The sequence below is a fragment of the Lysobacter sp. Root916 genome (assembly GCF_001429785.1).
GTDB lineage: Bacteria > Pseudomonadota > Gammaproteobacteria > Xanthomonadales > Xanthomonadaceae > Lysobacter.
Genome location: NZ_LMJF01000001.1, coordinates 323167 through 345845 on the forward strand (window position 1 = coordinate 323167; position 22679 = coordinate 345845).

24 protein-coding genes are annotated in these 22679 nt (G+C 69.8%); 9 read left to right on the forward strand and 15 right to left on the reverse strand.

Annotated elements, in window-relative coordinates:
• Positions 1–27: 27 nt before the first annotated feature.
• The 3 genes from ASE35_RS01615 to ASE35_RS01625 all read right to left on the reverse strand — a co-directional run bounded on the left by ASE35_RS01615 (position 28) and on the right by ASE35_RS01625 (position 2430).
• Entirely contained in the window at positions 28–864 is an 837-nt protein-coding gene (locus ASE35_RS01615) for a hypothetical protein (protein ID WP_056173124.1), read from the reverse strand.
• Between the two features lies 1 nt (position 865).
• Positions 866–1765, reverse strand: coding sequence for an acyl-CoA thioesterase II (gene tesB, locus ASE35_RS01620; RefSeq protein WP_056173128.1), 900 nt, complete (start codon positions 1763–1765; stop codon positions 866–868).
• A gap of 92 nt (positions 1766–1857) precedes the next feature.
• Positions 1858–2430, reverse strand: a complete 573-nt coding sequence (locus tag ASE35_RS01625; RefSeq protein ID WP_056173132.1) for an N-acetylmuramoyl-L-alanine amidase — start codon at positions 2428–2430, stop codon at positions 1858–1860.
• Positions 2431–2471: 41 nt separating this feature from the next.
• On the opposite strand from ASE35_RS01625, the gene ASE35_RS01630 reads away from it, so the two are divergent.
• The 5 genes from ASE35_RS01630 to ASE35_RS01650 all read left to right on the forward strand — a co-directional run bounded on the left by ASE35_RS01630 (position 2472) and on the right by ASE35_RS01650 (position 8169).
• On the forward strand, positions 2472–2972 hold the full coding sequence (locus tag ASE35_RS01630) for an MOSC domain-containing protein (protein ID WP_057161346.1): 501 nt from the start codon (positions 2472–2474) through the stop codon (positions 2970–2972).
• A 63-nt stretch (positions 2973–3035) separates the two neighbouring features.
• Positions 3036–3566 carry an alpha/beta family hydrolase gene (locus ASE35_RS01635; RefSeq protein ID WP_057162758.1) on the forward strand — a complete coding sequence of 177 codons (531 nt, stop codon included), beginning with the start codon at positions 3036–3038 and terminating at the stop codon, positions 3564–3566.
• A gap of 100 nt (positions 3567–3666) precedes the next feature.
• Positions 3667–5853, forward strand: a complete 2187-nt coding sequence (gene rlmKL, locus ASE35_RS01640; protein ID WP_057162762.1) for a bifunctional 23S rRNA (guanine(2069)-N(7))-methyltransferase RlmK/23S rRNA (guanine(2445)-N(2))-methyltransferase RlmL — start codon at positions 3667–3669, stop codon at positions 5851–5853.
• 11 nt (positions 5854–5864) lie between these two features.
• Complete coding sequence (locus tag ASE35_RS01645) at positions 5865–6452, forward strand: methyltransferase domain-containing protein (RefSeq protein WP_200943925.1); 588 nt, start codon at positions 5865–5867, stop codon at positions 6450–6452.
• Positions 6453–7296: 844 nt separating this feature from the next.
• A complete protein-coding gene (locus ASE35_RS01650; RefSeq protein ID WP_057161343.1) occupies positions 7297–8169 on the forward strand; it encodes a pirin family protein in 873 nt (290 codons plus the stop codon).
• Between the two features lie 70 nt (positions 8170–8239).
• Here ASE35_RS01650 and ASE35_RS01655 read toward each other — a convergent pair whose 3' ends face one another.
• Complete coding sequence (locus tag ASE35_RS01655) at positions 8240–9136, reverse strand: NAD(P)/FAD-dependent oxidoreductase (RefSeq protein WP_057161342.1); 897 nt, start codon at positions 9134–9136, stop codon at positions 8240–8242.
• Between the two features lie 183 nt (positions 9137–9319).
• Between ASE35_RS01655 and ASE35_RS01660 the strand changes: the two genes are divergently transcribed.
• On the forward strand, positions 9320–9775 hold the full coding sequence (locus ASE35_RS01660; RefSeq protein WP_056173153.1) for an Rrf2 family transcriptional regulator: 456 nt from the start codon (positions 9320–9322) through the stop codon (positions 9773–9775).
• Positions 9776–9915: 140 nt separating this feature from the next.
• Entirely contained in the window at positions 9916–10173 is a 258-nt protein-coding gene (locus ASE35_RS01665) for a hypothetical protein (RefSeq protein ID WP_057161340.1), read from the forward strand.
• A gap of 103 nt (positions 10174–10276) precedes the next feature.
• On the opposite strand, the gene aqpZ is transcribed toward ASE35_RS01665, so the two are convergent.
• The 9 genes from aqpZ to mfd form a co-directional block, all read right to left on the reverse strand.
• Positions 10277–10987, reverse strand: coding sequence for an aquaporin Z (gene aqpZ, locus ASE35_RS01670; protein ID WP_056173160.1), 711 nt, complete (start codon positions 10985–10987; stop codon positions 10277–10279).
• A gap of 161 nt (positions 10988–11148) precedes the next feature.
• On the reverse strand, positions 11149–11508 hold the full coding sequence (locus ASE35_RS01675) for a hypothetical protein (protein ID WP_057162763.1): 360 nt from the start codon (positions 11506–11508) through the stop codon (positions 11149–11151).
• A gap of 257 nt (positions 11509–11765) precedes the next feature.
• Complete coding sequence (locus ASE35_RS01680) at positions 11766–12626, reverse strand: pirin family protein (RefSeq protein ID WP_057162764.1); 861 nt, start codon at positions 12624–12626, stop codon at positions 11766–11768.
• A gap of 127 nt (positions 12627–12753) precedes the next feature.
• Complete coding sequence (locus tag ASE35_RS01685) at positions 12754–13134, reverse strand: hypothetical protein (RefSeq protein WP_057162766.1); 381 nt, start codon at positions 13132–13134, stop codon at positions 12754–12756.
• Between the two features lie 67 nt (positions 13135–13201).
• Positions 13202–13570 carry a hypothetical protein gene (locus ASE35_RS01690; protein ID WP_057162767.1) on the reverse strand — a complete coding sequence of 123 codons (369 nt, stop codon included), beginning with the start codon at positions 13568–13570 and terminating at the stop codon, positions 13202–13204.
• Between the two features lie 155 nt (positions 13571–13725).
• On the reverse strand, positions 13726–14400 hold the full coding sequence (gene nfi, locus ASE35_RS01695) for a deoxyribonuclease V (protein WP_057162769.1): 675 nt from the start codon (positions 14398–14400) through the stop codon (positions 13726–13728).
• A complete protein-coding gene (locus ASE35_RS01700; RefSeq protein WP_056173180.1) occupies positions 14400–14915 on the reverse strand; it encodes a phosphoglycerate mutase family protein in 516 nt (171 codons plus the stop codon). The genes nfi and ASE35_RS01700 overlap by 1 nt, the downstream gene beginning before the upstream one ends.
• A gap of 11 nt (positions 14916–14926) precedes the next feature.
• Positions 14927–15343 carry a heme-binding protein gene (locus ASE35_RS01705; protein ID WP_056173183.1) on the reverse strand — a complete coding sequence of 139 codons (417 nt, stop codon included), beginning with the start codon at positions 15341–15343 and terminating at the stop codon, positions 14927–14929.
• Positions 15344–15751: 408 nt separating this feature from the next.
• On the reverse strand, positions 15752–19216 hold the full coding sequence (mfd, locus tag ASE35_RS01710) for a transcription-repair coupling factor (RefSeq protein ID WP_057162771.1): 3465 nt from the start codon (positions 19214–19216) through the stop codon (positions 15752–15754).
• 589 nt (positions 19217–19805) lie between these two features.
• On the opposite strand from mfd, the gene ASE35_RS01715 reads away from it, so the two are divergent.
• Both ASE35_RS01715 and ASE35_RS01720 read left to right on the forward strand, forming a co-directional pair.
• The gene (locus ASE35_RS01715) at positions 19806–20279 is read left to right on the forward strand and encodes a MarR family transcriptional regulator (RefSeq protein WP_056173191.1); all 474 of its coding nucleotides are present in this window, start codon (positions 19806–19808) and stop codon (positions 20277–20279) included.
• Between the two features lie 129 nt (positions 20280–20408).
• Positions 20409–20834, forward strand: a complete 426-nt coding sequence (locus ASE35_RS01720) for an organic hydroperoxide resistance protein (protein WP_056173195.1) — start codon at positions 20409–20411, stop codon at positions 20832–20834.
• 65 nt (positions 20835–20899) lie between these two features.
• Here the strand turns inward: ASE35_RS01720 and ASE35_RS01725 are convergent, their stop codons facing one another.
• Together ASE35_RS01725 and ASE35_RS01730 are read right to left on the reverse strand one after the other, a co-directional pair.
• Positions 20900–21949: a class I SAM-dependent methyltransferase gene (locus ASE35_RS01725; protein ID WP_056173199.1), complete on the reverse strand. Its 1050-nt coding sequence runs from the start codon at positions 21947–21949 to the stop codon at positions 20900–20902.
• Positions 21950–22105: 156 nt separating this feature from the next.
• Positions 22106–22660, reverse strand: coding sequence for a GNAT family N-acetyltransferase (locus tag ASE35_RS01730; protein ID WP_056173204.1), 555 nt, complete (start codon positions 22658–22660; stop codon positions 22106–22108).
• Positions 22661–22679 lie beyond the last annotated feature (19 nt).

Genomic DNA, 22679 nt, shown 5'->3' on the forward strand with positions numbered 1-22679 from the left:
GCTAGGGGGGATTTGCTTCCAACCGCCCTACATCGCCACGTGCTTGAGCGTCCGCACCACCTGCCACTGCCCGTCCACCGACTTCACTTCCAGCGTCTTGTACGAGGCCGACATGCGGTGGTGGTAGGCCTCGTACTCGATCTTGCCGGACTCGCGGGTCTGCGGCCGGAACGCCTTGACGTCGACCAGCAGCGCCGGGTGTCCGGACGCGCGATGCACGCTGCCTTGCTCCTCGTCGGGGATGCGCACGCACTCCGACAGCGGCGCCACGCGGCGGCCGCGCAGTTGCGCCTGCATGGCGTCGATCATGGCCTTGGACACGTCCTTGCCGTCGATCGACAGGCACAGGGTGTCGATCGGCGCGGCCTTGCTGAGTTCCTTCACGAACACCGCCGCCGCCAGCGGCTGCGGGATCGCCGCCACCGAACCGTCCAGCGGGTGCTGGGCCAGCGCCGATTCGGCCGGGTCTTCGCGCAGCGAATGCACGATCGCCAGCACCAGTACCAGCACGATGCCGCCGATCAGGGCCAGCTTGATCCGGAACGCGCGTTGCTGCGCCGGGTTGCGCGCGGGCGCGATCTGCTCCGGCGCGCGGAAGCTGATCGCCGAGTAGCCTTCGCCGCCACGGGTGGAATCGATCAGGCCGGCCGCGCGCAGGATTTCGCGCGCGCGCACCTGATCCTCGGACTTCACCACCCACACCGCCGGCTTGGGCGAGTCGTTGTCGCTGTAGCTGAAGCCGCTGCGGCGGTTGCCCTTGTAGGAGCGGTTGTTGGTGACCCGCACTTCGATGTCGGCGTCGCGCAGCATCTGCGCCACCGACTCGACGTTTTCCAAACGCGCGCTCGAAAAGACCTGCCTCATGTCATTCCTTCGAGGGCACGTGCGCGGCCGCTGCGGCGTCCTGCACGACCCGGATCAGGCCTTCCTGCGCGGTGCTCGCGACCAGGCGGCCGTGGCGGTCGTAGATCTGCCCGCGCGCCAGCCCGCGTCCGCCCTGGGCGCTGGGGCTGTCGATCGAGTACAGCAGCCAGTCGTCGGCGCGGAACGGGCGGTGGAACCACAGCGCGTGATCCAGCGAAGCCATCTGCACATTGGGCTGGTAGTAGCTGATCCCGTGCGGGAAGGTGGCGGTGCCGAGCAGGTGGAAATCCGAGGCGTAGGCCAGCAGCGCGCGGTGCAGCTCGGGCGCATCGCCGACCGGCTCGCTGAGACGGAACCAGACCTGCTGGTAAGGCGGGCGCTTGGGCGGATTGAGCTCGTCGCGCGGATAGACGTGGCGGAACTCGAACGGGCCCTGGCGCGACAGCCAGCGCTGGATCTTGGTGGGCAGCGTGGCCATCACCTCCGGCGGTACCGCCGACGCCGGCGCGATGTCCTCGGGCTTGGGCACCTCCGGCATCGACAGCTGGTGTTCGCCGCCGTCCTCGTCCTTCTGGAACGAGGCGGCCAGGAAGAAGATCGGCTGGCCGTGCTGGATCGCGGTCACGCGCCGCACCGAGAAGCTGCCGCCATCGCGGGTGCGGTCGGCCTGGTAAACGATCGGGGCTTCGATGTCGCCGGCCTTGAGGAAGTAGGCGTGCAGCGAATGCGCGCTGCGCGGCGCTTCCAGGGTCGCCTGCGCGGCCGACAGGGCCTGGCCCAGGACCTGGCCGCCGAACACGTACTTGGTGCCGATGTCGCGGCTCTGGCCGCGGAACAGGTTGTCTTCCAGCCGCTCCAGCGACAGCAGTTCGATCAGTTCGGAGACGGGCGATGAAGTCATGGGGCGTGCGCGGCCGGGTCGGTACGGTCCGGAAGTATACGGCGCGTCCCGCTGGGCTCCGCGGGCGCCGGCGCGGGCGTTAGGGCCGCGGCTCAGGCTTCGGGACGCAGCCGCTGCAAGCCGCAGGCGTCCAGCACCCGCGCCCACGGAAAGCGCGGGCCCGGGTCCAGCTTGCGCTGCACCTGCACGCTGGGATCGTCGCTGGCCTCGACCCGGGTGGTGTCCAGGTCCTCGTGGCCGGCGATCCAGCGCAGCGCGGGTAGCTGCGCGCGCAATTGCGCCAGCAGCGCGATCAGGGCCTCGATCTGGGCCTCGGTGTAGGGCTCGTCCATGGCCTGGTGGCGCGAGTCCAGCCAATGCGGATAGCGGCCGGTGTTGACCAGCTCGATCCCGACCGAGCGCGGGTTGTAGCCGCGGGTGTGGTGGGCGACCCGCAGGGGCTCGACGTAGCGGTGCAGGCTGCCGTCGCGATCGACGTAGTAATGGCCGCTGTTGCCGGTGCCCGAGGCCGGGTAGAGCACGCGCTCGCCGTACTCGCGCGCGGTCGCCAGGTCGGGCAACTCGGTGCAATGGATCACCACCAGGTCCACCGCCGCGGCCGCGCGCGCGTCCAGCAGGGCCTCGTAGGGCAGGGGTTCCACGCGCAGGGGCGGAAGGGGCGGCATGGGGGCGGATGCTAACATTCGCCTTCGCACCGGAGCCCGCCATGTCCCTGCCGCCCGCCGACTCCGCCCTAGGACGTCTGATGGCCCACCTGCCGCGCCCCGGCCGGGTGGAGTGGATCGGTTTGCGTCCCAAGCGCGATGTGCCGATGGAGCCGGTCGAAGCCGTGCTGGCCCAAGCCGGCCTGGGCCTGGTCGGCGACCGTTATGCCGGCGGCAGCGGCAAGCGCGGGGTGACCCTGATCCAGGCCGAGCACCTGCCGGCGATCGCCGCCTTGTCCGGCCGCGACGCGGTCGAGCCGGCCCTGCTGCGCCGTAACGTGGTGGTATCCGGGCTGCCGCTGGTGGCGCTCAAGGGCCGCCGCTTCCGCCTCGGCGAAGCGCTGCTGGAAGGCACCGAGGACTGCGACCCCTGCTCGCGCATGGAAGACGCGCTCGGCCCCGGCGGCTACAACGCGATGCGCGGCCACGGCGGCCTGTGCGCGCGCATCCTCGAAGGCGGACACATCCGGCGCGGCGACGCGTTGATCGTGCTTGCCGACTGAACTCCGCAGCGCCGTGCGACCGCCACCGTCCCGGCCCCTCACCGATACGCCACCCCGACACGCATGAGCACGCGCGGACACTGCATCCTTTCCCATGGCTTCGAGAGCGGCCCCGACGCGACCAAGGTCACCGCCCTGGCCGAGGCCGCGCAGCGCCTGGGCTGGAGCCACGAGCGCCCGGACTACACCGACCTGGACGCGCGCCGCGAGATCAGCGAACTCGGCGACGTGCCGCAGCGGTTGCAGCGCCTGCTCGCGCTGGCCCAGGCCGCCGCCCAGCGCGGCCCGCTGGTGCTGGCCGGCTCCAGCCTCGGCGCCTACATCTCCGGCCTGGTCTCGCTGCAGGTGCCGGTGGCCGGCCTGTTCCTGATGGCGCCGCCGGTGCGGATGGGGCAGGCGCCGCGCCTGGAAGCCGCGCGCGTGCCGACCACGATCGTGCACGGCTGGGACGACGAACTGATCCCCGCGCAGGAAGTGGTGGAATGGGCCTGGTCGCGGCGCGCGCGCCTGCTGCTGGTCGACGACAGCCATCGCCTGGCCGCGCACGTCGACACCAGCGCCGACGCTTTCGCGCAATTGCTGCAACGCCTGTGACGGCCGCGCCGCCGCCACACGCGCCCTTGACCGTCGATGCGGATACTCCGTGCTCGTTGATGCTCACTCCGCTGTTCGCCATGCACACCAGGAAGTCTTCGTGAAGTTTTACGTCAGTTGCGGCAAGGGTCTGGAATATCTGTTGGCCGACGAGCTGGTCGCGCTGGGCTGCGCGCGCGCGACCGCCGCCCTGGCCGGCGCCAACGCCGAAGGCGAACTGCGCGACGCCCAGCGCGCGGTGCTGTGGTCGCGCCTGGCCAGCCGCGTGCTGTGGCCGATCGCCGAGTTCGACTGCCCCGACGAGCACGCGCTGTACGCCGGCGTGGCCGCGATCGATTGGCCGCAGCATCTGGACGCGACCAACACGCTGGCCGTCGACGCGCACGTTTCCGGCACCGCGATCACCCACGCGCGCTACGCCGCTCAACGGGTCAAGGACGCGGTGGTGGACGTGATGCGCGCGCGCACCGGCGCGCGCCCCGACGTGGACGTGGACGCGCCCGACCTGCGCCTCAACTTGGTGATCCGCAAGAACCGCGCGATCGTCTCGATCGATCTGGGCGGCGGCTCGCTGCACCGCCGCGGCTGGCGCCTCAAGCAGGGCGAAGCGCCCTTGAAGGAAAACCTCGCCGCCGCGGTGCTGATGCGCGGCGGTTGGCCGCGCGTGTACGCCGAGGGCGGCGCCCTGATCGACCCGATGTGCGGCAGCGGCACCTTGCTGATCGAAGGCGCGCTGATGGCCGCCGACGTCGCGCCGGGCCTGCTGCGTCACGATGGTTTTGCACCCACGCGCTGGCGCGGTTTCGACCGCGCCGCCTGGCAGGAACTGTGCGAGCAGGCGCGCGTGCGCGAAGACGCCGGCCGTGCCGCGCTGCGGCCGGTGTTCCAGGGCAGCGACCTCGACCCGCATGCGATCCGCGCCGCGCGCGACAACGAAGTCATGGCCGGCCTGGCCGGGGTGATCCGCTGGCAGGTCGCTGCGGTCGAGCAACTGCAGGAGCTGCCCGCGCCGATGGCCATCGAATCGGCCGAGGGCGAGCCTGTCGCCGCGACCGGCCTGGCGGTTTGCAATCCGCCCTACGACGCGCGTCTGGCCGCCGATCCCGCGCTGTATCGCGCGCTGGGCAATACCCTCAAGCGCCTGGCGCCGCAGTGGCGCGCCAGCCTGCTGTGCGGCGACGCCGAGCTGGCCCAGGCCACCGGCCTGCGCGCCAGCAAGAAGTACCAGCTGTTCAACGGCGCGATCGAATGCACCCTGATCGTATGCGACCCGATCGCGCCGCGTGCGCGCGCGGACAGCGCGCCGGACGCACCGCCGCCGGTCTTGTCCGAAGGCGCGCAGATGGTCGCCAACCGCCTGCGCAAAAACCTGCACAAGCTCAAGCGCTGGCGCGAGCGCGAAGGGGTCAGCTGCTACCGCGCCTACGACGCCGACCTGCCCGAGTACGCGGCCGCGATCGACGTCTACGCCAGCGACGAGCCCGAACCGCAGCTGCACCTGCACGTACAGGAATACGCCGCGCCCGCGACCATCCCCGAAGCCGACCAGCGCCGCCGCCTCAACGAACTGATGGCGGCCGCGCGCGAGGCTTTCGCGGTGCCGCGCGAGCGCATCGCCCTCAAGACCCGCGCGCGCGGCAAGGGCGGCAGCAAGTACGGCCGCTTCGACCAGCGCGGCGAAGTCCTGGTGGTGCGCGAGGGCGCGGCCAAGCTGCGCGTGAACCTGCACGACTACCTCGACACCGGCCTGTTCCTCGATCACCGGCCGATGCGCCTGCGCATCGCCGAGGAGGCACGCGGCCGGCGCTTCCTCAACCTGTTCGGCTACACCGGCGCGGCGAGCGTGCACGCGGCGGTCGGCGGCGCGGTGCAGACCACCACCGTCGACCTGTCGGCGACCTACCTGCAATGGTGCGCCGACAACCTGCGCGAGAACGGCATCGGCGGCGCCGACCATCGCCTGGTCCAGGCCGACGCGGTGGCCTGGCTGGAGGCCGACCGCGGCCGCTACGACCTGATCTTCTGCGACCCGCCGACCTTCTCCAATTCCGCGCGCGCCGACGACTTCGATCTCCAGCGCGAGCACGTCCGCCTGCTGCGCGCCGCGGTCGCGCGCCTGGCCGACAACGGCGTGCTGTATTTCTCCAACAACTTCCGTCGCTTCCGCCTCGACCAGGAGGCGATCGCCGAGTTCGCCGACTGCCGCGAGATCAGCGCCGAGACCATCCCGCCCGACTTCGCCCGCGACGCGCGTATCCATCGCTGCTGGCGGCTGCAGCCGCTGTGAAGGACGAAGCCTTGAAAACGCGCAAGCCCGGTACCTGGACCTTCTTCCGCCAGTGGTTGAAGAACCCGCTGCGCACCGCCGCGGTCGCGCCCTCCAGCCCCGAGCTGGCCGCGGCGATGATCGCCGAGCTGCCCGACGACGCGCGCCGGGTGATCGAGCTGGGCGGCGGCACCGGCGCGATCACGCGCGCGCTGCTCGCGGCCGGCATCGCCGACCGCGATCTGCTGGTGCTGGAGCTCAACGAGGAGTTGCACGCGCATCTGCATCTGCGCTTTCCGCAGGTGCAGGTATTGCTGGGCGACGCGCGATCGCTGCCGGAGCTAGCGCACGCGAACGGCTATCTGGACCAGGGCCCGGCGGATGCGATCGTGTCCGGGCTGGGGCTGCTGACGATGCCGCCGCAGTTGCAGCGCAGTCTGTTGGCGGCGGCGTTCGAGTGTCTGCGGGCCGACGGCACCTTCGTGCAGTTCACCTACGGGCCGGCGGCGCCGGTGGCCGATGCGGTGATGCGCGAGTTGGGGCTGCAGGTGCGGCGCGGCGAGTTTGTGTTGCGCAATGTGCCGCCGGCGACGGTGTATGTGTATACGCGCAAGGCGTAGGGACGTGTGGTTTCGCTGCCGCGCTTGAGGGGCGGCGCTGTCTTTCGATTCGGTGGGTGACAGGTCGTTCGCGGTTGAGCTGAGGCCTTGGGTAGGAGCGGCGCGAGCCGCGACCGTGAGCTCCGGCTACTGCGTCGGCTGGGTTCCTTTTGAGTTTCGGATCGCGCTCTAGCTCCTAGCTCCTAGCTCTTAGCTCTTAGCTCTTAGCTCTTAGCTCCCTCCTTTGCAAAAGGAGGGTTGGGGAGGATTTGCTTTTGCTTCGCTTTCGTCTTTTCAGACCGAAGGTCAACGGCTTCCGCCTGCTGCGCATGCGGGTCACTTTCTCTTGCTAACCCAAGAGAAAGTAACCAAAGAGAAGGGTTAGCGTGACCAACCCTCCCTTGCGAGCGCGGTGCGTGCACCGGGATTTTTCGAATGGACATCCCTGTCCATTCGAAAAACGGCGCGCGTCCTGCGCGCCGCCCTTCGGGTCTACGGTTGGTCGTGTGAGTGCGGTGCTTTTGGACTTCAATGCCACGACCACGACCACGACCACGGCCACGACCACGACCACGACCACGGCAACCGCAACCGCAACCGCTGCGACTGCAGGCGCGATGCGTGACTGGTGAAACGTGAGTGCGAATAACAATTGCAAATGGTGATTATGGCCATGGCGGTTTGAACGCTGGTGCCCCGCTGCCCTGTCATAGCCGGGTGTGTGGGCCTGCGCCAATCTCGCTACATCAGGCTGATTGTTCCAAATTTGTAATAGATACTCCTGCGCTTAAGTGCTTCGTTCTGTTTTTGCAGTGCCATCCTATGCCCCAACGCCAATACGGCGAGCGAGACAGGAGAGAGGAGCATGTCCACCACCACCACCCACGACCTGGCCCCGCGCTATGCGCGCGTCGGGCGCAAGCTGCGTGGTCAGCCGACTTCGGATGGCGCCGGTGTGCGCCTGACCCGGGTGATCGGCGGGGCCGAGTTGCCGGATCTGGATCCGTTCCTGCTGCTGGACGAGTTCGGCACCGATCGCGCCGAGGACTACATCGCCGGTTTTCCGGAGCATCCGCATCGCGGCTTCGAGACGGTGACCTACATGCTCGACGGGCGCATGCGTCATAAGGACAACCACGGCAACGAGGGCGTGCTGGTGCCTGGCAGCGTGCAGTGGATGACCGCCGGCCGCGGCCTGGTGCATTCGGAGATGCCCGAGCAGCAGGAGGGCCGCATGCGCGGTTTCCAGCTGTGGGTGAACCTGCCGGCGCGCGAGAAGATGACCGAGCCCAAGTACCAGGAGTTCGCGCCCGAGCGCATCGTCGCGCTGCAACCGGCCGATGGCGTGCAGCTGAAGCTGATCGCCGGTGCGATCGGCGATCTGCGCGGTCCGATCGCGCAGCCGGCGACCGATCCGGTCTATATCGACGTCGCCCTCGCGGCTGGCGCCAGCTGGGAGTACGACCTGCCCGAAGGCCACAACGTGTTCGTCTACGTGTACGAGGGCGGGGTGGAGATCGGCGACGGTGAGGACGCGCGCGCGGTCGATGCGCAGGAGTTGGCGGTGCTGTCCGGCGGCCAGCGCCTCAAGTTGCGCGACCTCGGCCGCGACAGCCGCTTGATTCTGGTCGGCGGGCGCCCGCTGCGCGAGCCGGTCGCGCGCTACGGCCCGTTCGTGATGAACACCAAGCAGGAAGTGATGCAGGCCTTCGTCGATTTCCAGGAAGGCAAGTTCTAAACCCGGGCATCGAAGCCGACGCCCACGACGGGGCCGCGCAGTGCGCGGCCCCGTTCGTTTTTGGCGCCGATCAGGACCCGAGCAAGGACTGATGCGCGCCGACGCCGGCCAGGGTGCCGGCCGCGACCGCCAGGCTGACGCTGGCCATCGCGCTGGCGGCGTCGCCGGCCGCGTACACGCCGGCCACCGTGGTGCGCTTGAACTCGTCCACGCGCAGCAGCGGCCCCCACGGGCCTTCCTCGTACTCGCAGCCCAGTTGCTCGGCCAGGGTGTCGACCGGGCGCGTGCTCGGCGCCACGAACAGGCCGGCCAGCGCCAGTTCGCGGCCGTCTTCCAGGCGCACGCCGCTGAGTCCGTCGTCCGGTCCCAATACCTCGACCACGCGGCTGCGTTCGATCGCGACGCCGCGCGCGGCCAGGCGCTGCGCCTGTTCGGCATCGGGCTCGAACGCGCCCTGGCTGAAGTAGGTGGTCGGGCCCCAGTCGGGCACCAGCAGGGCCTGATGCAGCGAGGTGGCCTGGGTCGCGAGCACACCCAGCGGCGCGCGTTCGAACTCGTAGCCGTGGCAGTAGGGGCAATGCACCACGCTGCGGCCCCAGCGTTCGCGCAGGCCGGGGATCGCCGGCAGTTCGTCGGCGACGCCGGTGGCCAGGATCAATCGGCGCGCGCTCACGCTGCGTCCATCGGACAGGCCGAGCACGAAGTCCTCGCCGTGCGCGCGCGCCTGTTGCGCGTGTCCCTGCAGCAATTCGACGCTGGGATAGGTCGCGAGCTGATGGCTGGCCTCCTCCAGCATCTCCGACGGGGCCCAGCCGTCCATGCCGAAGAAGCCGTGCGAATGCGCGGCATAGCGGTTGCGCGGGCGGCCGGCGTCGATCACCAGCACGCGTCGGCGCGCGCGTGCCAGCGGCATCGCGGCGGCCAGACCGGCATAGCTGCCGCCCACGACGATGACTTCGTACTGCATGGTCCTGCTCCTGAGCTGGGCGACCGCGCCCGTCGACGCAGGAGGCGTCGCGAGCCTGACGGTCAATACGTATCAATTGAAGTTACGTTTTAACACCCGCGCCGGCCATGATGCAACTTCATGTGTTACATGATGTCCGCGGCTGTTAAGCTGGGCCGGACCGACCACCCGCGAGCGCGCCGGATGAGAAACGACAACCGCCTGTCGCGCATGCTGCATGTGCTGATCCACATGGCCCAGCATCCGGCGCCGATCGCTTCCGAGCTGATCGCCGGCATCCTCAACACCAACGCGGTGGTGGTGCGCCGGACCATGGCCGGGCTGCGCGAGGGCGGCTACGTGCGATCGGTGAAGGGGCACGGCGGCGGCTGGACCCTGGCCCAGCCGCTGGAGCGGATCAGCCTGCTGGACGTTTATCGCGCGATCGGCGAACCGCCGGTGTTCGCGCTGGGCCTGTCCGACGACCATCCGCGCTGCCTGGTCGAGCAGGGCGTGAACGCGGCCTTGCGCGGTGCCCTGGACGAAGCGCGCGAGCAACTGCTGGCGCGTTTCGCCGCGACCACGCTGGACACGATCGCGAGCGAGTACGAAGCGCGCATGCAGGGCCGCAAGACGCCGCGACCGTGGTGGGAGCGCTGATCGACGCGCGCGCTTGGCCGGCGCGCGCGGCCAGCCGCGTTAGCTAGCTACGGCGCGTTTCATCGGACGAATCCGCCGATGGGCATCACGCGCCGGCGCGGCCGCCCGGTCGCGCCGTATCCGTGCGAAGGAGTGCAGTCATGCCCGGGATCGATCCCAACAAGTTCGTCATCGTCGCCAGTTTCGTATCGCCCGGCGTTAGCCAGGGCGCGGGCGGCTTCGCCATCGTCGGCGGCAAGATCGTCAAGATTCCGCCGCGCGGCATCAAGCTGCTGCAGGCCAGCTATCAGATGCTCGACGCCGCCGAGAGCGCCGGCAACCGCAAGCTTGCCGCGACCTTGCAGCAGGCCGCGCTGGACGCGGCCGAGGAAGCGGTGAAGCAGAAGGCGGCACGCTGAGGCGCCATGACGAAAAGGCCGCGCCCCACGCTCGACGGGGGCGTGGGACGCGGCCTCTCGTGGCTCGCGAAACGGGTTGCGGCGGTGCGCCGCGCGCGTGGGCTCAGTCCTTGTCGAACCAGCGGTAGATCACGCCGCCGAGCAGGCCGCCCAGGATCGGCGCCAGCCAGAACAGCCACAACTGCGAGATCGCCTGCGAGCCCGCGAACAGGCCCACGCCGGTCGAACGCGCCGGATTCACCGAGGTGTTGGTGACCGGGATGCTGATCAGGTGGATCAGGGTCAGGGCCAGGCCGATCGCGATCGGCGCGAAGCCGGCCGGCGCGCGCTTGTGGGTGGCGCCCAGGATCACGATCAGGAACATCGCGGTCATCACCACTTCGCACAGGAACGCCGCCGCGACCGAATAGCCGCCCGGCGAATGCGAGCCGTAGCCGTTGCTGGCGAAGGCGCCGGCGGCGTTGGGATCGACCGAGAACTCGGGATTGCCGGCCGCGATCTGCCACAGCACGAAACCGGCGAGCAGGCCGCCCAGCACCTGGGCGACGATGTAGGGCAGCAGGTCCTTGCCGGCGAAGCGTCCGCCCGCCCACAGCCCGAAGCTCACCGCCGGATTGAAGTGGCCGCCGGAGATATGCCCCAGCGCGTAGGCGCCGGTCAGCACGGTCAGGCCGAAGGCCAGGGCCACGCCCAGGAAGCCGATGCCGAGCGGATTGCCGACCCCGCCGAAGTTGGCCGCGAGCACCGCGCTGCCGCAACCGCCGAGTACCAGCCAGAACGTACCGATGAATTCGGCGCCGAGTCGTTTGATCATGATCTTCCTCCTGGAATGACGGATCGGGAGCTTCGGGATGGTCGTGTCACGCACCGGCGCGCACGCGCCTGCGCACACGGTACGCCGCGCGCGCTCGCGAGCAAAGGGGAACGGAGCGAGGACGGCGAGGGCGGATCGAGACCGCCATCGCCGTCATCGGATCACTTGCTGCTCAGTCGGGCCGAAGGAAATCGCAGCCCCTGGGTCAGGCCCAGCACCTCGCCGAGCTTGTCGGGCGATGCGGCCTGCAGCCAGATATGGGCGACCCGGCCGTCGCCGAGATCGAGCAGGGTTTCGCGCACCTGCACGTCGGGCTTGCCGGCGAGTTCGCCGCGGTACCAGAACACCGGTTTGCCGTCGATGTCGCTGGTTTCGCGGCGATCGCCGCGCTTGGGCACGAACGGCGACTTATTGGAAATGTACATGCCGAACGCTTCGCTGCCGTCCTCGCGCAGAGCGCGGCAGAAATCCGAACCGGCGTTGGCCTTGTGCTCCCAGACCAGTTGCGAAGAAGGCGGCAACTGCGGGCATCCATCCTGTTGTTGAGCCTGTGCGCTTCCTGCGTACAGGAGCCCGACGAGCACGGGCAGGATCGACATGCGGCATGCCGGCATTTTCACGACTGGTTCCCCCTTGAGGTCTGGACGATAAAACGTGACCTGCGTCAGAACATAAGGCAGTTCTGGGGGATTGACAAATCCTGTGGTTTCGGCTGCAGCTGAATAGGCGGGTGTGCGCCTCCGCCGCGCCTGCAGGGGGCCAAGTCGGCCGGCCGGACTCAGCGCTCGGGTAGGGGGATGAACTCGTCGTCGCCCGGGACCTGGCCGAAACGGCCCTCCAGCCAGTCCTGCTTGGCCTGCTCGATGCGCTCGCGCGAGCTGGACACGAAGTTCCACCACAGGTGGCGCGGGCCGTCCAAGGGCTCGCCGCCCAGCAGCATGGCCTTGAGCGGGGTCTTGGCGCGCAGCAGCGGGCGCGTGCCCGGGTCCAGCACCACTAGGTGCTTTTCGGGGATATCGGCGCCATCCAGCTGGGCCTCGCCTTCGAGCAGGTAGAGCGCGCGTTCGGCGTGGCTATCCTCGATCGCCAGCTCGGCGTCGGGGTCCAGGTCGATGGCGACGTACAGGGTGTCGCTGAACACCTTGACCGGCGACTCCTCGCCGTAGCCGCGGCCGGCGACCACGCGCAGCCAGGCGCCGTCGCGGCGCAGCTGCGGCAGCGTCGCCGCGCCATGGTGGTGGAAGGCCGGCGCGGTCTCCTCGAACGAACGCGGCAGCGCCACCCAGGTCTGCATGCCGTGCAGCGGATGCTCGCCCGCGCGCAGCGCCTGCGGGGTGCGTTCGGAGTGGGCGATGCCGCGGCCGGCGGTCATCCAGTTCACGTCGCCGGGATTGATGTCCTGCACGCTGCCCAGGGTGTCGCGGTGGCCGATGCTGCCCGACCACAGGAAGGTGACCGTGGCCAGGCCGATGTGCGGATGCGGACGCACGTCGATGCCGTGACCGGGTTCGAACACGGCCGGGCCCATGTGATCGACGAACACGAACGGTCCGACCGAACGGGCCTGGATCGAAGGCACGGCGCGGCGGACCTGGAAACCGCCGAGGTCGTGGACGCGGGGGGCGACGATCGTGGTCATGGCGTGGCTCTCTGGCTGCGCGAATTCGAGGTCGCTAGCTTGTCACGGCGCCCGCTGCGCGAGCGCGCCTTGCGCGCAACGGCGTGTTGCGGCGCCGGGACTTGGGCGCCGCGCCGCCCGCGCGGACTCAGGGCGTGGTGGCGATCTTGAGCGTGGCCGCCGGCGCTTCGCCTGGCGCCAGCGAGGTCAGCTCGATGGTCCAGGCGCCGGCGGTCAGCACGGTCGCGCGCTCGGTGTTGAAGTTCAGCGCCTGCGCGGCGCCCGACGCGGGCGCGAATTCGAAGTTCACGTCGGCGTCGCCGGCGCGGATGCATTGCACGTTCGGCGGGCAGCGCGAGTCGTTGCTCACGCCGATATAGCGCAGCTGCGAGCGATCGGCCAGGGCGATGCGCTCGCCCGGCTTGAGGGTGGCGCTGCGCTCGCCGCCATCGGAGGGGCCAGTGCCAGGGCCGCTGGCGCAGGCGGACAGGGCGGTCAGCGACAGCAGGGCGGCGAACAGACGGCTCATGGCGACGGCCTCGATGCGGGAGCCCCGGATCGTAACCGACGCCGGCGCGCGCGCCGCGACGCGGCGTTCACCGCGCGGCGGCGGGATGCTCGCGCAGCTGCCGTGCCTGCGCGCGGTGGGCGCGCTTGGAGCGCCAGCCCAGGATCAATGCGCCCAGCGCGATCACCGGCGCCGGTGCGACCGACAGGGCCAGCACGCGTTGCGCGTAGCGGGCGTGCGCGATCGGCTCGGGCATCGCCGCCAACTGCGAATCGACGAAGGTGACCTGGGCCCAGAACACGAAGGCCAGGGTCGCCAAGGCCAGCGCGGTCAGTCCGATCAAGCGCGGCAGGAAGGCCTCGGGCCCGGCGCCGAGCAGGCCGCGCGCGAAATGGACGCCGAGGGTGTAGGTGCCGGCGTAGGCCAGCAATGCGGTCACGAACAGCACGCCTTGCATCGTGGGGACTCCTTGTCCCGTTGAGCGTCAGGTACCGAGCTTAGGCGAGCGCGTGCGCGCGCGCCCATGAGACGCGGGCCGCAGCGCCGAGGCGTGGCGCGGCTGCGCCCAGCCGGTGTCCGGTTCGGCGCCGTCGCTGCGTCGCGCCCTGTCCTTCAGCCGCGGTCGCGGCGCGAGGCCAGACGGTCGGCCAGACGCGTCGGTTCGGGCAGGCGATAGCCGCGCAGGCAGTGCAGGGTCAGGGCCAGCGCGCTGGCCATCGACACCCGATGGCCGGGCGAGACGATCAGCGGCCGGCAGCGCGGCTTGCTGCGCAGGACCTGGCCGATGGTGCGGCCGCGATACAGCAGTGGCGCGCAGTCGCCGCGCTGCGGTCCGGGCTCGTCGTGGCGGCCGACCAGCACCTTCTTGGCCACGCCGATGCTGGGCAGGCCGGTGGCGACGCCGAAGTGCGCGGCGATGCCCAGCCCGCGCGGGTGGGCGATGCCGTGGCCGTCGACGAAGGCCAGGTCCGGCGCCTCGCCCAAGGCCTCCAGCGCGGCCAGCAAGGCCGGCAATTCGCGAAAGCTCAGTAGGCCGGGCACATAGGGCATGCGGGTCGGAATGCGTGCGACTTCCTGCCGCAGCGGCTGCAGGCTGTCGGCGTCCAGCAACACGACCGCCGCGCGCGTGATCGCGCCTTCGTCCTCGAAGCCGACGTCGAAACCGGCGATGCGTCGCAAGGGCGTGGGGAAGTCGTCTTCCAGCACCAGCTCGCGCGCCAGGGTTTCCTGCAGGGCGCGCGCGGCCGCGACGTCGCCGTCCCAGGCCGGCAGCGCGGCCTGCGCCATCAGTAGCGAGTCTCGCTCAGGCTGGCGCGGCCCTGGGCGTCGAATACGATCGCGATGCGGCGGTCGAACTCGTTCTCCGCCATCGGCGCGACCGTGCAGCCGCACAACGCCGCGGCGATCTCCGGCACGGTGTTGCTGTGGCCGACCACCAGCACCGTGCCCAGCGGATGCCGGGCGCGCAGTTGCGCGGCGAACTCGGCGGCCGGCTGCTTGGCGTCGTAGACGGTCACCGCCATCGCATGCGCGCTGGCGGTCGGCGCGGCGGTGTTGCGGGTGCGTTTGTAGTCGGTGGCGTAGACGGCGAACACGTCCTTGCCGCTCAGGCTGTCGGCCAGGCGCTGCGCGCGCGCCTGGCCGTCCGGGCTGAGGTTGGGATCGCGCGGATCGTCGGCGGCCTTCTCGGCGTGGCGCACCAGCACGAATTCCAGCGCGGTGGCGGTGCGCGGCGGCGCGCTTGCGCAGCCGGCCAACACGCATAGCGCCAGCAGCATCGACATCGCTTTCGAGAAAGGCATGCGCGGGGTCCTCAAGCGTCCAAGCGTTGCGCGCCGGCGCGCGCGATCTCGCCGTCCTGGGCCGAGGGCGCGCCGGATACGCCGATCGCGCCCAGGATCTGGCCCTGGTGTTGCAGGCGCACGCCGCCTTCCAGCGGCAACGCCTGCGGCAGGCCGAGTACGACGGTGTGGCCCTGGGCCAGCAGTTCCTGGTGGAACACGGTGTCGCGGCGGTAGTTGACCGCGTGCTCGGCCTTGCGGATCGCGACCTCGACGCTGGCGTTGGGGGTGCCGTCCATGCGCCGGAACAGCAGCAGGCGGCCGGCGTCGTCGACGATCGCGATGCTCACCGCATGCCCGCCCGCGCGCGCCTGTGTTTGCGCGGCCTGGGCGATGCCTTCGGCGGCGGCCAGGGTGAGCGTGGTGCGGGTGGACAGCAGCTCTTTCATCGGCGGTGCGTGGCGAGTGCGGAAGGGCATCGCATCGTACGCCGGAATGGCGGTGGCTAGGGGCCGCGCTTGCGTTGCGAGTGTCGTGGCGCGCGGTGGGGCGATGGTGGGGTTCGCCTTTGGCTCACCGCAGCCTACGGGGGGCGTGGGGTGCGGTGGCAATCGCACCGGCGTTGAGTGCGGTGCATGGCGATGGTGCGGTTCGCCTTTGGCTCACCACACCCTACGGGGGGGCGTGGGGTGTGGTGGTAACCGCACCGGCGTTGAGTGCGGTGCATGGCGATGGTGCGGTTCGCCTTTGGCTCACCACACCCTACGAGGGGCGTAGGGTGTGGTGGTCACCGCACAGGCGTTGAGTGCGGTGCGTGGGCGATGGTGCGGTTCGCCTTGGCTCGCCGCGCCCTACGCTCAGGCCGCCTGTCGCAGCACCGTCAGCAAACCCTTGGCCGCGGCCAGGCGTGCGGGCGCGTCGGGCAGGTCCAGCTTGATCTTGAGTTTGTCGGCGCCGTCCATCTGGTAGAGCTTGGACTGGGTCTGGATCAGGCGGATCACCGCCATCGGATCCACGTTCGGCTTTTCGACGAACTGGACCCGGCCGCCCTTCTCGCCCAGGTCGAGTTTGCGGATGCCCAGCTCGGTCGCGGCCAGCTTGAGCTCGGCGACCGCGAACAGATGCTTGGCCGCGTCCGGTAGCAGGCCGAAGCGGTCGATCATCTCCACTTGCAGCTCGCGCAACTGGTCGACGTCGCGCGCGCCGCTGACGCGCTTGTACAGGGTCAGGCGGGTGTGCACGTCGGGCAGGTAGTCGTCCGGAATCAGCGCCGGGATGTGCAGCTCGACCTCGGCGCCGCGCGCTTCGGTCGCGTCCACGTCGGGCAGCTTGCCCTGGCGGATCGAACGCACCGCGCGTTCCAGCAGTTCGGTGTAGAGGCTGAAGCCGACTTCCGCCATCTGCCCGCTCTGGTCCTCGCCCAGCAGCTCGCCGGCGCCGCGGATCTCCAGGTCGTGAGTGGCCAGGGTGAAGCCGGCGCCCAGTTCGTCCATCGCCGCGATCGCGTCCAGGCGCTTGCGCGCATCGGCGGTGATCGAGCGCTTGTCCGGCACCACCAGATACGCATAGGCGCGGTGATGCGAGCGGCCGACGCGGCCGCGCAGCTGGTGCAGCTGGGCCAGGCCGAACTTGTCGGCGCGGTTCATGATGATGGTGTTGGCGTTGGGGATGTCGATGCCGGACTCGATGATGGTCGAGGCCAGCAGTACGTTGAAGCGCTGCTTGTGGAAATCCAGCATCACCCGTTCCAGCTCGCGCTCGGCCATCTGGCCGTGGGCGATGCCGATGCGCGCCTCCGGCACCAGCTCCTGCAGCTGGCGCTGCATGCGGCCGATGCTTTCGACGTCGTTGTGCAGGAAGTAGACCTGGCCGCCGCGCGCGAGCTCGCGCTGGAAGGCCTCGCGCAGCTGGGCGTCGTCCCAGGGCACCACGAAGGTCTGCACCGCCAATCGGTGCGCGGGCGGGGTGGCGATGATGCTCAGGTCGCGCAGGCCGGCCATGGCCATGTTGAGCGTGCGCGGAATCGGCGTGGCGGTCAGGGTCAGCAGGTGCACGTTCGCGCGCAGCGCCTTCAGCGCTTCCTTCTGGCGCACGCCGAAACGTTGCTCCTCGTCCACGATCACCAGGCCCAGGTCGGGGAAGCGCACGTCCGGCTGCAGCAGGCGGTGGGTGCCGACGATCACGTCGATCTTGCCCTCGGCCAGTTTCTCCAGTTCGGACTTGATCTCCTTGGCGGTCTTGAAGCGCGACAGCACTTCCACCCGCAGCGGCCAGTCGGCGAAGCGGTCGCGGAAGTTGCGGTAGTGCTGTTCGGCCAACAGCGTGGTCGGCACCAGCACCGCGACCTGCTTGCCGGCCGCGGCGGCGACGAAGGCCGCGCGCACCGCGACCTCGGTCTTGCCGAAGCCGACGTCGCCGCAGACCACGCGGTCCATGGGTTGGCTGCTGCCCAGGTCGCGGATCACCGCCTCGATCGCGGCGTGCTGGTCCGGGGTTTCCTCGAACGGGAACGCGGCCGCGAACGGCTCGTACATCACCCGGTCCAGATCCAGCGCCAGGCCGGCGCGGGCCTGGCGTTTGGCCTGGATCTCCAGCAGTTCGGCGGCGACGTCGCGGACCTTTTCGGCGGCCTTCTTCTTGGCCTTGCTCCATTGCTCGCCGCCCAGCGAATGCAGCGGCGCGGTTTCGACCGAGGCGCCCGAGTAACGGCTGATCAGGTGCAACTGCGCGACCGGCACGTACAGACGATCGCCCTTGGCGTATTCGATCTCGAGGTATTCGCCGGGCTGACCGCCGGCTTCCAGCACGATCAGGCCGCGGTAACGGCCGACGCCGTGGTCCTCGTGCACGATCGGCGCGCCCTCGGACAACTCGCCCAGGTCGCGGATGATGGCTTCGGGTTCGCGCCCGACGCGCTTGCGCCGGCGCGGCTGCGAGGCGCGTTCGGGGAACAGCTGGCGTTCGGTCAGCGCGGCCAGCGTCGGATCGGTCAGGGCGAAGCCGTCGTCCAGCGGCGCCACCGCGATCGCGAAGCGCGCATCGCCGGCGGCGAACGCGCTCCAGTCGCTCAGCACCTGCGGGCGCAGCTCGGCGGCCTGCAGCAGTTCCAGCAAGGCTTCGCGGCGGCCGGCGCTGTCGGCGGCGATCAGCACGCGGCCGCGATAGCTGCCCAGGAACGACTTCAGCGCCTGTGCGGGCGCGGCGTCCTTGGCCGCCAACGGCAGCGCCGGCGCCGGCTGGTCGCCCAGCGCGAGCGCGCGCTCGCGCTGCGGATGGCCTTCGCCGCAGACCTCGACGCGCTCGCCTTGGTTGAGGCGTTCGCGCAGCGCGTCCGGCGACAGATACAGCGTGTCGGGCGGCAGCAGCGGCCGTTCCAGATCGTGGCGGCGCTGTTCGTAGCGCTCGCCGGTGTTGATCCAGAACTGTTCGGCCGCTTCCAGCACGCCTTCGCCCAGCACCGGCAGCGCGCTCGCGCCGAGGTAGTCGAACAAGGTGGCGGTTTCGTTGAAGAACAGCGGCAGGTAGTACTCGATGCCCGAGGGCGCGATGCCGGCCTTCAAGTCCTGGTACAGGCCGCTGCGGCGCGTATCCAGATCGAAGCGGTCGCGCAGCGCGTCCAGCGCGCGCTTGAGCGAGGCCTCGTCCAGCGGCACTTCGCGGCCGGGCAGCAGGCGCACCGCGTCGAACTTGTCCAGCGAACGCTGCGACTCCGGATCGAAGGCGCGGATGGTCTCGATCTCGTCGTCCAGCAGCTCGACCCGGAACGGCGTGTCCGCGCCCATCGGATAGACGTCGAGCAGGCCGCCGCGCACCGCGAAGTCGCCCGGGTCCAGCACCTGCGGCACGTTGCGGTAGCCGGCCGATTCCAGGCGGCGCTTCTCCGCGTCCATGTCCAGGCGTTGACCGACGCGCACGTCGAAACTGCCGCCGACCACATGCTTCAGCGGCGCCAGGCGTTGCAGCAGGGTCTGCACCGGTACCACCACGATCCCGCGTTGCAGGTTGGGCAGGCGGTGCAGCGCGGCCAGGCGCTGCGAGACGATGTCCGGGTGCGGACTGAACTGGTCGTAGGGCAGGGTTTCCCAGTCCGGGAACGGCAGCACCGGCAGTTCGTCGTCGCCGCCCAGCAGGGTGCGCAGGTCGGATTCCAACTGATGCGCGGCGTGGTTGTCGCGCGCGATGGCCAGCAGCGGGCCGGCATGCGCGGCCGCCGCGGCGGCCAGGTGGAAGGCCAGCGCCGAGGGCGACACCGGCGCGCGCCACCAGGCGCGTTGTTGGCCGGCCTTGGGCAGCGGCGGAGCGGGGAACGGGAACTTGGGCATCGGGTTCGGCGGACGCTGGATCGATGAGGACGGAAGGCGAGGGCGCTCGTCGCGGCGGCAGGCCAAAACGAGTGCAGCGCCGGCAGCCTTCGCCGCCAGCGCAATGGGCGCCGAGTGTACGCGAGGGCGGTGAGCGGACCGTGCGTATTCGGGGGACTTCCTTGTACGCGGCCGGCGTCGCAGAGCGTGAGACGGGCGAGCGCAGGCGCTGTCGTGCCGATTCGTTCCGGGGCGAGGCTGGGGCTGAGGGCCTTCTGCGGGAGCGCCTTCCGGGGGGCGGCTTTTCTTAGGACGGCTCTATGCGGGAGGGCTGTCTTTTGGAGGGCCCCTATGGGAGGGCTCTCTAGTGGCGTGGCTCGCTGTAGGAGCGGTTCTGTCTAAAACCGGCTCTCTGTGGGAGTGGCTCTCTGTGGGAGCGGCTCTCTGTGGGAGCGGCGTAAGCCGCGATCGCGAGAACCGAGCGGCGGCGCTGCTTTGGGGGGCGCAATCGCGGCTTACGCCGCTCCCACAGGAAGCCGGGAGGTGGAAATTTATCGCACGTTCATAAAATAGCTTGCTATTAAATAGCGCGCTATGTAAATTACGCCCCATGAACACGCAGCCCGCCGCCCCGAACGCACAGCCCCCGCAGGCCGCCTCGTTGAAGCTGGACGACCAGCTCTGCTTCGCCCTGTATTCGACCTCGCTGGCCTTGAACAAGGTTTACCGCAAGCTGCTGGCGGGCCTGGGCCTGACCTATCCGCAGTACCTGGCAATGATGGTGCTGTGGGAACGCGATCAGCTGACCGTCTCGGAGATCGGCGAGCGCCTGTATCTGGATTCGGCCACCCTGACCCCGCTGCTCAAGCGCCTGCAGGCCGCCGGCCTGATCAACCGCACCCGCGCGCGCGAAGACGAGCGTCAGGTCGTGATCGCGCTGACCGAGGCCGGGCGCGCGCTGCAGGAACCGGCACGCGCGGTGCCGATGGGCATCTTCGGCGCGGCCGGTTGCGCGCCCGAGCAGCTCGGATCGATGAAGGCGCAGCTGGAATCGCTGCGCGGCAATCTCATGCAGCACCTTTGAACCGGCTAGCGGCGCGGGCGCCTGCGCGCACGTCGCCGATCGAATCCCGCCGTACGCAACACCCGAACACCTTCGAAACCGGCGACGGTTTCGTCCACCCAACGCCCCCCACCACCTAGGAGTCCGATCATGTCCCTCGACCAAGTCCTCTACACCGCCCATGCCACCGCCACCGGTGGCCGCGACGGCCGCGCCGTGTCTTCCGACAACGTGCTCGACGTCAAGCTGACCACCCCGCGCGAACTCGGCGGTGCCGGCGGCGACGGCACCAATCCGGAGCAGCTGTTCGCGGCCGGCTATTCGGCTTGCTTCATCGGCGCGCTGAAGTTCGTCGCCGGCAAGGAAAAGATCGCCCTGCCCGCCGACACCTCGATCGAAGGCGCGGTCGGCATCGGCCCGATCCCGGCCGGCTTCGGCATCCAGGCCGAGCTCAAGATCTCGCTGCCGGGCCTGCCGCGCGAGCAGGCCGAGGCGCTGGTGCAGAAGGCGCACCAGGTCTGCCCGTACTCCAACGCGACCCGCGGCAACATCGATGTGACCCTGACCATCGTCTGATCGCGTCCATCGCCCGCGACACCCGATCCCGGCGCGGCGACGTGCCGGGATTTTTTTTGCGCGCGCTAGGGCCGCGCTTCCAGCACCAGGTTGAAGGGCGTCTGGGTGGCGCGCCGGAACTGGCTGAAACCGCCCTCGCTCATCACCTGTTGCAGGCGCGCCTGTCCGGCTTGCGCGCCCAGCGCCGGGCCGTGCCGCGCCAGCGACACCGGCACGCAGATCTGCGAGGACGCGCCGTAGTAGACCCGCCCGACCGGATTGAGGTTGTCCTCGACGCGGTCGCCGGCGAAGGGTTCCACCAGCAGGCAGTGCCCGTCGGGCTTGAGCGCATCGCGCGCGTGACGCGCGGCGCCGACCGGATCGCCCATGTCGTGCAGGCAGTCGAAGAAAGCGATCAGATCGAAATTGCGGCCGCTGTAGCTGGTGGCGTCGGCGACCTCGAAATAGGCGTTATCGATGCCGGCCTCCTGGGCGCGACGGCGCGCGGTCTCGATCGAGGCGGGGTGGTAGTCGTAGCCGATGAAGCTGGTGTTCGGAAACGCCTTGGCCATCAGGGTGGTGCTGGCGCCGTGGCCGCAGCCGACGTCGGCGACCTTGCCGCCCCGGCGCAGCTTGTCGAGCACCCCGTCCAGCGCGGGCAGCCATTCGCCCAGCAGGTGCGCGTTGTAGCCGGCGCGGAAGAAGCGTTCGGTGCCGTGGAACAGGCAGGGGTGGTGCTCGCCCCATTCCATGCCGGCGCCGCTGCGGAAGTTGTCCTTGGTGCGTTCCAGCGCATGGAACGCGGCCTCGACGATGGAGTAGGCACCGGGCAGATCGACCGGCCCGCCCGGGTCGGCCAGACACAGCGCCTGCTCCTCGCTGAGCCGGTAGCGCCCGCTCGCCGCGTCGTACTGCACGTAACCGCCAGCGGCTTGATTGCCCAGCCATTCGCGCGCGTAGCGCTCATGGGTGCCGGTGCGCGCGGCTAGTTCGGCCGGGCTCAGGGCGTCTTGGGCCAGCGCCCGGTAATAACCGAGCTGATCGCCGATCAGGACCAGGCTGGCGCTGATGGCCGCGCCCAGGTCGCCGACCGCGCGGCCCAGGAATTCGTTGAGGCGTGCTTCGTCGATGCTCATATCCGCGTCCAGCCCGGTCCGTCCGTGGATGCGCGGCACGGCCTGCCGCCAGTCCCTTGCACGCTAGCCAACGCGATGAGCGCGCAGGCGCGGACAGCCACCGGTCGGTGAGGCGGGGAAGCAGGGGCGGGGGCGGCGCGACGGGCGCCGCGGGTGTCACTCCGGGCTGGGCTTGCGCAGGTCCAGCGAGACCCGGATCAGGCCGGGCGCGTCCTGCTGGAATTCGCGCTCGAAGCCCAGCGACTGCGCCAGCGCGATCATCGCGTGGTTGTGCTCGAACACGTCGCCGTAGATGCGCTCGACCTTCTTGCCGCGCGCCCACTTCACCAGCCGCGTCATCAGATAGCGGCCCAGTCCCATGTTGGCGATGAAATGGCTGACCAGGATGGCGAATTCCGCGTCCTTGCCGTTGTCGTCGATGGCCACCCGCGCCACCGCGCCGACCAGGGCTTCGCCGGGTGGCAGCGGTTCGGCCGCGACCAGGGCGAATTCGGTCTTGGGATTGATCCGGGTGAAGCGCTCGGCCATCTCCGGGGTGAGCTCCTTCAGCGCGTAAAGAAAACGCTGACGAACCTCATCGGGTTGCAATAAGCCGAAGCCCGCGCGCAGCGGCTCGGCGTCCTCCGGTCGGATCGGACGGATGAGCAACTCGCGTCCGTTGGGGAGACGCTGACGCTCGTGCCAAGGCGGGAGTCTTTCGCGCGCGGCCATGTCCGGATATTGGCACACT